Below are 7,560 nucleotides of genomic sequence, written 5' to 3' on the forward strand. Positions count from 1 at the left end.
ACCATTAGTTATGAAGACTTCGAAAAGGTCGATATTCGGGTGGGCAAAATCGTGGCCGTCGAAGACTTTCCTCAAGCGCGCAAGCCCGCCTATAAGCTGACCATCGATTTCGGTCCTGAGATCGGCCTCAAGCGCTCCTCTGCTCAGATCACCAACTATTCCAAAGAGGAGCTGCTTGGCCTGCAGGTAGTAGCTGTAGTCAACTTTCCACCAAAGCAGATTGGTCCTTTCCGCTCGGAGGTCCTGACCCTGGGCGTACCCGATGCCGACGGCAAAGTCATCTTGCTGACCCCCACCAGAGAGGTCCCTCTTGGAGGGCGCATGTTTTGAGGAGGCGAGGCGGGCCTTTTCTCGCCTCATCCTCTTCCGCCTCACCTGCTTGACAGCCCAGGGGAAAAGGTGTATCCTGAGCGCCAGAGCAAAGCGCAGCTGCGATTAACCCGAAGGTAGCATAGTGGAGTGCGGTGATCAGGACTAGTAAGCGTGGCGACCGTTCGATAGCGAGCCGGGACGGTGCAAGCCGGTGAATGGGACCGCGCTGAACCCACCTGAGAGCGTCGGCGAAGAGTCGACCGGTTCCCTCGCCGTTAGCGGAGGAGGCGATCAGGATTTGCCTGCTAGGGCAAGGTACTGGCTGGCTGGTTACTGGCCCGCTTGAAAGAGAGAGGTTGTCGCTGGGGCCAGGGGTTGATTGAGACGAGCCGCTGCTGAGAGATAGCTGGCTGCCTGGTCGTACGAGTGGGGCTGTCTCGCAAGAGGCCGCTCAAGTAAGGTGGTACCACGGGTCTCGGTGCTCGTCCTTCTCTAAGGGCGAGTTTTTTTATTGGGCTGTTTCTCTTCCTATCCGTCTGCTGTCTGCTCTCTGCGAGAGAAAGGGTGTTCTTCAATATGGCCGAAGGAGCAAAGGAGAAGTACGTCGAGGAACTTGTCGATCAGAGCGACGATTTTTCACGCTGGTATAACCAGGTAGTCCGCAAGGCCGAGCTGGCCGATTATGCGCCGGTGCGCGGCTGCATGATTATCCGCCCCTATGGCTATGCCATCTGGGAGCATATTCAGCGCCTGCTCGATGCCCGCTTTAAGGAAACAGGCGTGATGAACGCCTACTTCCCGCTGCTGATCCCGCGCAGCTTCCTGGAGCGGGAAGCCAAGCATGTGGAGGGCTTCGCTCCCGAAGTGGCCTGGGTGACCCGCGGAGGAGGCGAAGAGCTGGAGGAGCCGCTGGCTATTCGCCCCACCAGCGAGACGATCATTGGCTACAGCTTCGCCAAGTGGATTCAGAGCTATCGCGATCTACCGCTCTTGATTAATCTCTGGAACAACGTGATGCGCTGGGAGAAGCGCACAGTGCTCTTCCTGCGCACCGCCGAGTTCCTCTGGCAGGAGGGTCATACCGCCCATCGAACGCTGGAGGAGGCCGAAGAGCGCACGCGCCTGATGCTGGAAGTCTACCGCTCGTTTGTGCAAGAGGATCTGGCGATCCCTGTGCTCCACGGGCGCAAGAGCGAGAATGAGAAATTTGCCGGGGCCTTGCGCACCTACTCTCTAGAGGCGATGATGCGTGATGGCAAAGCCCTGCAGTCGGCCACCAGCCATAATCTGGGCCATAACTTTGCCCAGGGCTTCGATATCCAGTATCTGGATGCCGATGGCCAGCGCAAGTATTGCGCGACGACGAGCTGGGGGCTGAGCACGCGCATCATAGGCGCTATCATCATGGTGCACGGCGATGAGTCGGGCCTGATTCTACCGCCGCATGTCGCTCCCTATCAGGCCGTGGTTGTGCCGATCTGGCGCAAGGATGCCGATCAGGGGGCGATCATGGAAGCTATCGGGCGCATCGAGCGCATGCTGAAAGGCAAGGTGCGGCTCAAGGTCGATTTGAGCGACAATACGCCAGGCTGGAAATTCAACGAGTGGGAGCTGCGTGGGGTGCCGGTGCGCATTGAAATTGGTCCGCGCGATGTGCAGAACAATAGTGTGGTGCTGGTGCGCCGCGATAATCGCGCCAAGGAGACGGTGGCCATCGATGCGCTGGAGACCCGCCTGCCAGAGCTGCTAGAGGAGGTGCAGCAGGCTCTATTCCAGCGGGCCCTGGCCTTCCGCGAGGAGCATACCTACTACGCTGAGACGTACGACGAGTTTAAGGAGATTATGAGCGAGAAGCGCGGCTTTGTGCGGGTGAAGTGGGCAGAGGATAGTGAGGCTGAGCTGGCGATCAAGGAGGAGACGAAAGCCACACTGCGTGTCATTCCTTTTGATCAGCCCGAGGGCGGAGTGCAGGGACGTTGCTTCTACACGGGGAAGCCGGCGACCTGCGAGGCCGTCTTTGCGCGCTCGTATTGAGCATGGTGGTGTGGATGGGACTACTCTCATCCGGGGAATGAGGTGCTGTCTCGGTCGATCGAATCGATCCTGACAGAGGGACAGTCTCCGCTAGCTCTGCTTGGGGCTGTCCCTCGCTGTCTTCGTCCAGGCAGAGACGCTGGAGCGGGGCGCCTGGCGGGCCTGGTGGGTCCGGCGGGAACAGCGTGGCTCTCTCAGCTCTTTGTCTGGAGGCAGCGGACCAGGCCGGACGGAAGAAAGCTAGCAAGAAGACCTTATCTGACTTGCCCGCCTGAGCCTCCTTTGTTATACTGCTCACGATGAACTATCCGCCTTGAGTGCTGGGAGGCTCTTTTCGTATGGCAGACTACTCGAAACATGGTGGCGGGGGAACCTCATGGCCGGGCCGTGCACGCCTGGCCCTGGCAATCTCCGCTGGCAAGCTGGCGGGGGCCTCGGGCCGCCTCTTTCGCATCGGCGGCGGCACAAGCCTGCCGGGCATGATTGCACGGCGCATTGATCCCAACGTGCTCCGCTCCGTCATGGCGACCACGAGCGCAAAAAAAATTGTGATCACTGGCAGCAATGGCAAAACTACTACTGCGCGCATGACCGCCGCCATCGCCGATGCCAGCGGTCGGCGCGTTTCTCATAATCGCACCGGCTCGAACTTGCTGCAAGGCGTAACCTCCGTTATCGTCAACTTCGCAGATATCTTCGGGCGACTTGATAGCGATCTCTTACTCTTTGAGATTGATGAGGGCACAATGCCGGTGGCCATGCCCGAGATTCAGCCCGATGTCGTCGTCATTACCAACATCTTCCGCGACCAGTTGGATCGCTATGGCGAGCTATATTCTGTGGCCAAGGCTCTCGATAAGCTACTAGAGAGCCTGCCAGAGACAGCCACGATTGTGCTGAATGGCAATGACCCCCAGGTGGCTAGCTTTGGGCAACAGGCGCGCGCCAGGAAGCTCTACTTCGGCCTGCGCACTACTGATATCGGTCGCCCCGTGCCCGAGCATGCTGCCGACGTCATTCGCTGCATTCGCTGCAATGAAGATTTGGTCTACGAAGTGGCTTATCTTTCTCATCTGGGACTCTATCGCTGCCCCAACTGTGGCTATGAGTTGCCGCCCCTGGATGTAGCAGCAACCTCGATCCATCTGGACCCGCGGGGGGATGGCCCCACTCAGGTAACGATGGAGACGCCGCTCGGCCAGTTGGAGCTGACGCTGCCCCTGCCTGGCGTCCATAATGTCTACAATGCTGCTGCCGCCACCGCCGCCTCGATCGCCGCGGGCTTTGGCATTGAGAAGATCCCTGCGGCTCTCAGTAATATCCGTACAGCCTTCGGTCGCCTGGAGAAGATCCAGGCTGGCGACCAGACCATCTATCTGGCCTTCGTCAAAAATCCCACCTCTTTTAATCTGGTGCTGCGTCTCATCGCCCAGCATCCGGGCGAGAAGCATCTGCTGCTAGTCGCCAGCAATACGGTTGTCGACGGCGAAGACTTCGCCTGGCTCTGGGACGTCGATCTGGAGGAGATTTCGCCCCAAGTAGCCGATGTGATTTGCAGCGGAACCAAGGCCGAAGAGCTGGCGATGCGCCTAAAATATGCTGAGGTGCCCCTCGATCGTGTACGCGTCATCCATGAGCGTGAGGCAGCGCTTAATGCGGCCTTGCAGAACGCCGGTCCTGGTGGCACACTCTATATCATGGCCAGCTATACACCCACACAGGAGCTGCGTCGCATTATGCAGAAACGTGGCTGGGTCAAGCCCTATTGGGAGGAGTAAGCAGGCATGGCAAACGAGCAGGGAAAAGATACGCGCCTGGTTTTGCGCATTGGGCATCTCTATCCGCAGTTGATGAGTGTGGCCGCCGACCGCGGCAATCTCTTCGCGATCGTCAAACGCTGCAAGTGGCGTGGCATCAAGACCGCTATTGACCAGATTTTTGTCAAGCAAACGCCAGACTTCACGCAGTATGATCTGATCCTCTTCCACGGAGGGGCCGATCGCGAGATGGAGGTGGCTGCGCGCGATCTGCAGCTCAAGGCGCCCTCGCTGCGTGAGGCTGCTGAGTCGAATACAGTCTTTCTGGCAGTCTGTGCTGGCTACCAGTTGCTTGGGCACTCCTACAAACCCTTCGAAGGCCCTGAGCTGAAAGGGGTGGGCATCCTTGATCTGCATACCGAAGGCGGAAGCACCCGCTTCATGACCCATATCGCCATCGAATGTGAGTTCCCTGAGTGCGGCAAGCAGGTGCTGGTCGGCTACGAAAATCATAGCGGGCGAACCTATCTGGGACCAGGGGCTCAGCCGTTGGGGAGGGTTTTGGCTGGCTGGGGCAATAATGGTAAGGATGGCTATGAAGGAGCGGTCTATAAAAATGTCTTTGGGACCTATTTGCATGGGCCTGTGCTGCCGAAGAATCCCTGGTTCACCGATCTGCTGATTACTCGCGCGCTGGCACGCCGTTATGGACAGGTTGAGCTGCCGCCTCTAGATGACTCGACAGAGCAGGAGGCCCACGCAGCAGCCTTCAAGCTGGCGATGGCCTTCAAAGGAACGGTCTCGGCTATCGATGCTACTCCCTGGCGAGAACGCCTCTCGCCTGGCTCTACCTCGCGCTCCCTCTAGCTTACTGCGCTTCGGGACTCGCAGGCCGGCTGCTAGGCTTTTTTGGGGGCCGAGTCTGGAGCTGGCGTTACGATCGGCTGGCTGACTGGTTTCCTCGCGCTCTGAGCCTGGCGGGCGCTGCATCAGCTTGAGCGCACGAGGAAAGAACAAGATCTTAAGCTGATAATTGTGGCAGGAAGGGACTATTGTCATGCCCTGGATGAGAGGGAGAGAAAAAGGCAGAAAAGGATTCTCGTGGCTCTTGCTCTGCTCGCTGCTTCTGAGCACGTGGCTCCTGACAAGCTGTCAGGAGCCGATCAGCATCAACATTACCGGACCAGGCACGCCTTCCCCTACCGTGCTTACCTCCTCTGATGGCACCAGCCGCCCGTTAGATCGCTGGCTGATGCTCGCTATGGGCGTCGAGCTACGTTATGAGCATTGGAAGGGGCCAAGTGGCAATGAGGACACCATCATGATCACCCGCTTCGATCCGCGACGGATCACTTTGCGGGTGCTCTACAGTCCTTCTACGCCGCACTTCATTAGTGACTGGCTCAAACAGGAGAAAGGGGCGCTGGCAGTCATCAATGGCGGCTACTTCAACGATCAAGGTGAGGCCACCGGTCTGGTCGTCTCCGACGGCCAGGTCTACGGCAGCTCCTACAGCGGTTTCGGCGGTATGCTCTACGTCGATAACCAGGGGGCCATTCATCTGCGCTCTCTGAGCCAGTACCCATATAGTCCCGGCGAGCAACTGCAGCAGGCCACGCAATCTTCCCCCATGCTTGTCCTGCCCGGAGGCAAGCGCACCCAGTTTGACGCTGACGCATCGAGCAACCGGCGTACAGTTGTCGCTTTTGATAAAGAGGGGCGCCTTCTCTTCATTATCAGTCCCGATGCGGCCTTTTCGCTGGACGAGTTCGACGATTTACTGCTGGCCTCTGACCTGAATATTGATGTCGCTCTCAACCTTGACGGCGGCTCCTCGACGGGGATGTACCTGAATGCCGGTGGCCAGCGCTTCGGCGTGGATTCCCTGACGCCGGTGCCGATTGCCATCGTGCTGCAGCCCCGTTAGCACCCGCTCTGGGCCCTCGTCTGGCAGCGGATAGCGGCGCTCCTCTCTTGGGTGCTGTGGCATGGCGATCAAGCGCAAAAGCAAGCTGGCCCCAGCCAGCAGCTGTGCTGGTTATCCCCCGCTTGCCTTGGGAAAGTCCGGGGCCCAGCCAGGGGCTTCGCCGATGGCGGGCCTGGTGGCTGGCTGGGCTAGCTAGAGACGTTTGCACTGCTTACCGGCCACATCACACTGAATTGTAGCTTTCTGGAAATGCTGACTTACCAGGTTCCCTTGATTGTAGTCGGGCATGCTGGTTGGAAAGCCAAATTTATCCAGGCCGCCGTTCTTGTCAAAAAAGTTTAAAATAGGAGGTGAGACGCTGTAGCCTGTATAGATGTAATAGCGACCGTGATTAGCCGTTGGCAGCGTGTTGGTCTTTTTATCGCGAACAAAGTAACCCCAGTCATAGTCGTAGGGAATGGGGTGTTGCAGATCGACATCGTAAGGTGAGATCCACTGGAAATTGTCAAAGCCCCAGTTCATCAAATCGCGCATATCCGTCCACCAGTCTTTCGTGTTCATCGTTACTCCAATCAGGTGGCGGTTATTGCGTGTGCAGGAGACCACCTGCACAAAGTCTGTGTTGCCGTCCCAGCCTGGCTTACCGCCGTCAGCGCCAGGATACCACCAGAGAAACTGGTTTCCGTTGACCAGATAGTGCTCGGCGTGCTGGGATGTCTTGGGGATATGGTACATGCGTGTGTTCGCGATCTGATGGAGGATGGGGTTGCTCATGGTGTAGCGACCGAGCACCGCCAGGTCGTGGGCGCTAGAGTAATGGCCGGTGGCGAGCAGGCCGCTGGGATTCATATAGTGGGTGTCGTACATGCCCAGCTCGCGAGCGCGCTGATTCATCATGTCCACAAAGTGTTGATAGGAGCCACCCACTGCATCAGCGATCGCCACTGCAGCGTCGTTGCCGGAAGGCAGGAGAAGGCCGTAGAGCAGGTCTCGCAGTGTATAGGTCTCGCCTTTCTTCAGCCCGAAGAGGCTGCTATCCGAAGAGATATGCTGTTGAATATCGCGATCGAGGGCGCTCGTGATCGTCACCTCCTGATTGAGGTTCCCGTGTTCCACGGCCAACAGGGCAGTCATCAGCTTGGTGGTGCTGAGCATCGGCAGGTGCATGAAGGGGTTGTAGGCGTAGAGCGTCGCCCCTGTGTCCATATCCATGAGATAAGCCGCCGTTGCTAGCACTGGTGGAGGCGGATGATCGGTATCGCTGGGAATGATCACCAGTTGGTGCGGATTAACAGGGGCCTGGTTAAGCGGTGTGGCCGCCACTGTGGCTGTGTTCGGTTGCACGCTGAGGCCCATTGGTCTGGGCGCCCCTAACCAGCTTACGAGTAGCGGAATAAGAGAAACGAGTACTACCAGCAGAGCGGCACATAGCAAAAGCAGGGTCTTGTTATGGCTCAAATCGTGCAAACGGCGCAGCAAATCTGGAGGAGGAGAAGCTGCCGAGCGGGCGGGCTGTGGTGGGGGGGAGAC

At 58.4% G+C, this 7,560-nt stretch carries 6 protein-coding genes; 5 read left to right on the top strand and 1 reads right to left on the bottom strand.

The genetic code is table 11. From position 1 onward, the window contains the following. Window positions 1–3 precede the first annotated feature (3 nt). The 5 genes from IRZ31_RS18780 to IRZ31_RS18800 all read left to right on the top strand — a co-directional run bounded on the left by IRZ31_RS18780 (window position 4) and on the right by IRZ31_RS18800 (window position 6,030). Window positions 4–330, top strand: a complete 327-nt coding sequence (locus IRZ31_RS18780) for a tRNA-binding protein (protein ID WP_363325702.1) — start codon at window positions 4–6, stop codon at window positions 328–330. 558 nt (window positions 331–888) lie between these two features. Continuing rightward, entirely contained in the window at window positions 889–2,346 is a 1,458-nt protein-coding gene (gene proS / locus IRZ31_RS18785) for a proline--tRNA ligase (RefSeq protein WP_297156480.1), read from the top strand. Between the two features lie 338 nt (window positions 2,347–2,684). Continuing rightward, on the top strand, window positions 2,685–4,124 hold the full coding sequence (locus IRZ31_RS18790) for a MurT ligase domain-containing protein (protein ID WP_297156481.1): 1,440 nt from the start codon (window positions 2,685–2,687) through the stop codon (window positions 4,122–4,124). Between the two features lie 6 nt (window positions 4,125–4,130). Continuing rightward, the gene (locus IRZ31_RS18795) at window positions 4,131–4,970 is read left to right on the top strand and encodes a hypothetical protein (protein ID WP_297156483.1); all 840 of its coding nucleotides are present in this window, start codon (window positions 4,131–4,133) and stop codon (window positions 4,968–4,970) included. A 241-nt stretch (window positions 4,971–5,211) separates the two neighbouring features. After that, a complete protein-coding gene (locus IRZ31_RS18800; RefSeq protein WP_297156485.1) occupies window positions 5,212–6,030 on the top strand; it encodes a phosphodiester glycosidase family protein in 819 nt (272 codons plus the stop codon). Window positions 6,031–6,222: 192 nt separating this feature from the next. Here IRZ31_RS18800 and IRZ31_RS18805 read toward each other — a convergent pair. After that, a partial coding sequence (locus tag IRZ31_RS18805; RefSeq protein WP_297156487.1) for a serine hydrolase occupies window positions 6,223–7,560 on the bottom strand: 1,338 nt, incomplete at its 5' end.

It is taken from the genome of Thermogemmatispora sp. (assembly GCF_019683635.1).
In the GTDB taxonomy this organism is placed as follows: Bacteria; Chloroflexota; Ktedonobacteria; order Ktedonobacterales; family Ktedonobacteraceae; genus Thermogemmatispora.